Source organism: uncultured Gimesia sp., from assembly GCF_937919775.1.
Lineage (GTDB): Bacteria > Planctomycetota > Planctomycetia > Planctomycetales > Planctomycetaceae > Gimesia.
The window spans coordinates 1-3,482 of sequence record NZ_CALFPF010000498.1 but is presented as its reverse complement, the minus strand read 5'-3'; the positions used below and the strand labels follow the sequence as shown (position 1 = coordinate 3,482).

The 3,482-nt window shown below is 47.4% G+C and carries 3 protein-coding genes; all 3 read left to right on the top strand.

The window, feature by feature from the left end; all coding sequences use genetic code 11:
* Positions 1-152 precede the first annotated feature (152 nt).
* The 3 genes from Q0294_RS14165 (at position 153) to Q0294_RS14155 (ending at position 3,473) form a co-directional block, all read left to right on the top strand.
* Positions 153-1,427, top strand: coding sequence for a hypothetical protein (locus tag Q0294_RS14165; RefSeq protein WP_299466593.1), 1,275 nt, complete (start codon positions 153-155; stop codon positions 1,425-1,427).
* A gap of 65 nt (positions 1,428-1,492) precedes the next feature.
* Positions 1,493-2,773, top strand: coding sequence for an FtsX-like permease family protein (locus Q0294_RS14160; protein ID WP_299466590.1), 1,281 nt, complete (start codon positions 1,493-1,495; stop codon positions 2,771-2,773).
* A 10-nt stretch (positions 2,774-2,783) separates the two neighbouring features.
* Positions 2,784-3,473 (top strand): ABC transporter ATP-binding protein, encoded by a 690-nt coding sequence (locus tag Q0294_RS14155; protein WP_299466587.1) that lies wholly within the window; start codon positions 2,784-2,786, stop codon positions 3,471-3,473.
* The last annotated feature ends 9 nt before the right edge of the window (positions 3,474-3,482 follow it).

The following is a 3,482-nucleotide window of genomic DNA, read 5'->3' as shown; positions in this document are numbered from 1 at the left end:
ACTTATTGAAATCATCTTTTCTTCACAATTAGCAAACAATTTGTCATCATAGTATGTAGATTCGTTTTACGGTATTTGCCAATTTGCAGATCTGATAGCTACAATCGAATTCTACTACCCGCCCGATTATACCCTCCTCGAAAGGTTTTTTCATGCGACGGTTCATAACCCCTTTGACTGTCGTTGGTGTTCTGTTGACATCAACTCTGATCTGGGCGTGTTCGGTTCCGGTGTTCCGTTACGCATTGGAACGTTGGCCAGCCGACAAATATAACGTGGTGGTTTTTTACCGTGGCGAACTGAATCCGGAGCAGCAGAAAATTGTTTCACAGTTCGATAAAGCGGGAACAATCAGCCAGCAGGCCGCCAACGTTGAACTGAGACTGATCGATCTGGATTCAAAACCGGCACCGGATGATGTGGAACTCTGGAAAAAACAAAAATCGGAAACGCTGCCCTTAATGGTCGTGCGGACTCCCCTGCCCGCTCCGGTTCCCGATGGTTACTGGTCTGGAGCAATGAGCGAAGACAACGTTGCGAAATTGATCGATTCTCCTCTGCGTCAGAATATTGCGAAGCAATTGATCAATGGCCAGACTGCAGTTTGGGTTTTCTTGGAAAGTGGAAACTCCGAAAAAGATAAAGCAGCTTTTGAGCTTTTGACAAAAGAACTGAAGCGAATGGAGAAAACGCTGAAGTTACCGGAAATTGATCAGGCCGATATCGAGCAGGGGTTGGTCAGCGTTTCCCCTGACAGTTTAAAGTTAAAATTCAGTCTGGAAAAATGTTCGCGCGAGGATTCTGCGGAAACAGATTTTACGCGCATGTTGCTGGCGACGGAAAATGACCTGAAGGATTTTAATGCAGAACCGATGGCATTTCCGGTGTTTGGACGCGGGCGTGTTTTATATGCGTTGATCGGTAAAGGAATTAATCCTGGCACGATTGAACAGGCATGCCGGGATTTAACCGGTCCCTGCACTTGTCAGGTGAAAGATCAAAATCCGGGAACCGATCTGTTGATGGCGGTCAACTGGGAAAAACTGGTGACTCCCGCGACACAGGATGAGAAGGAACTTCCGCCGCTGACAGGACTGATTGGTTTTTCAAAAGAGTCAAACGAAAAAACAGAAGCGCTCAAAATGCCTGATATTCTGAAAAACGATTTGGCTCAGAGCAATGCCGGTTCTGAAAAGATGGATTCGAGTTCGGGTGAGAAAACAAATCAGTCCGAAGTGACCACTGTTTCAAAAGCAAACGGCGCTACGACATCAACATTAGCTTCCGATGTGCCAGAGAATCCAAATCAATCAGTTACGGCTGAAAGCACTCAAGGCAGTTCTCTGATTCGAAATTTGTTAATCATGGCTTCATTGATGATCGTGGTCATTTTGGGAGCAAGTTATTTATTGATGGCGCGAAAGTAAACTGTTTCAGTTCGAGAAGCAACAAAGCATCCTTTCCATCTGACGTTTGAAGAAGAGCCCGGCCTATGTCTTTATTCCGCTTGATCATCCAGGAAATGCAGCATCGCAAGATTAATTTTTTGTTGGGGCTGGCATCTGTTGTGATTGCAGTGACCTGTCTGATCGCTGCTTTGACTCTGTTGCAGGCAGATGAGATACAGACGACCTTCATTCTGGAAAAGAAGGCGGAGGAAGTCAAAGAAGCGGGCGCCCAGCTTGAAGATGCCATGCGGAAAATCACCAAGGGGCTCGGGTTTAATATTCTGATCCTGCCTGCGAATCAGGACTTGAACGAGTTTCATCTCACGGGAATCGTTTCTGGTACGATGCCTGAGGAAAACGTCAAAATACTGGCAGAATCGAAAATTGTGACCGTCAACCATCTGCTGCCGATGGTCGCGAAAAAAATCAGTTGGCCTGAAAAAAAATGTGATGTGATTTTAACGGGAACTCGAGGCGAAGTTCCCATTTTGCATCGTGCCTTGAAGAAACCTCTCCAGCAACAGGTTCCCAAGGGAACCATGATTGCCGGTTACCAGATTCAGAAAAAACTGGGATTGAAGTCGGGTGATCAGACTCAGATGATGGGGAAAAACTTCAAGGTCACCCTCTGTTATCCAGAGCGTGGTACTGCTGATGACAGTACAGTCTGGATTAACCTCGAAGAGGCTCAGGAATTGCTGGGAATGCAAAATCTGGTGAATGCGATACTGGCTTTGGAATGTAATTGTGAAACAGAAGATCGGGTCGCACAGATACGTGATGATGTTGGTAAAATTCTTCCCGGAACCCAGATTATTGAACGTGGTCCCCCTGCACTTGCCCGGGCAGAAGCACGCAATCAAGCTCACGCGAGCGCGGTGGCGTCACTGGAGCAGGAGAAGGCCAATCGTTTGCAGATGATCGAACGCCATGCCGATTTTGCAGCTGTACTTGTGCCGCTAGTTGTACTCGGATGCGGAGCCTGGATCGGCTTCCTGTCTCTGGAAAATGTCAGACGTCGGGCGACGGAAATTGGGGTGTTGCGCGCGATTGGTTTACGGTCTATTCAGGTCTTTGGGATTTTTATTATCAAGGCATTTATGATAGGCGTTATCGGTGCCTTGATCGGCTATTTTCTGGGATATGGGATCGGGATCTTCTGGGGCAATTTACCAGAATCCGTGAATCCCGAAGAAGCGTTATTTTCAGCCCGATGGTTATTGTTAAGTTTGATATTCGCGCCGGTTTTAGCGAGTTTGTCCAGTTGGATCCCCGCATTACTGGCGGCAAGACAAGACCCCGCCACGATTTTACAGGAAGGGTGATCGGTAAAATATGTTATTGGAACTTGTAGAATTATCCAAGTCATTCAAGTCTGGCTCAAAACGGATTCAAGCGGTGGACGGGATCAGTCTGACTGTCGATGCCGGGGAATTTCTCGCGATTAAAGGCCGTAGTGGCTGTGGGAAATCCACTTTGCTGTTAATGGTGGGGGGATTGTTGAGCCCTGATTCGGGGCAGGTGATGATTGAAGGCACGAATCCTTATCAACTTTCTAATGACCAGAGAGCCCGGTTTCGTTCGACACACTTGGGATTTGTATTTCAACAGTTTCACCTGGTCCCCTATTTGAGTGTGCTGGATAACGTTTTGACTCCGGCCTTGGCGACGAATATGCCGCATGCGAAAGAGCGTGCCCGTGAGTTGATCTCACATTTTGGTTTAGAACATCGTTTACAGCACACACCTGCGGAATTGAGTACCGGCGAAAAACAGCGTGTGGCTTTGGCCAGAGCCTTGTTCCATCAACCCAAAGTTCTGTTGGCAGATGAGCCGACCGGCAATCTGGATTCGGAAAACTCCGAAATCGTATTAAACGCACTGAGTCAGTTTGCCAAAGACGGCGGATGTGTATTGATGGTTACGCACGATGATCAGGCTGTCAAATCCGCGCAGCGGGTACTGGGGATTAAAGAGGGGCGTTTAACGCCCGAAGCCGAAACAAAAGTATTAATGAATTCTTAAGATCCAACC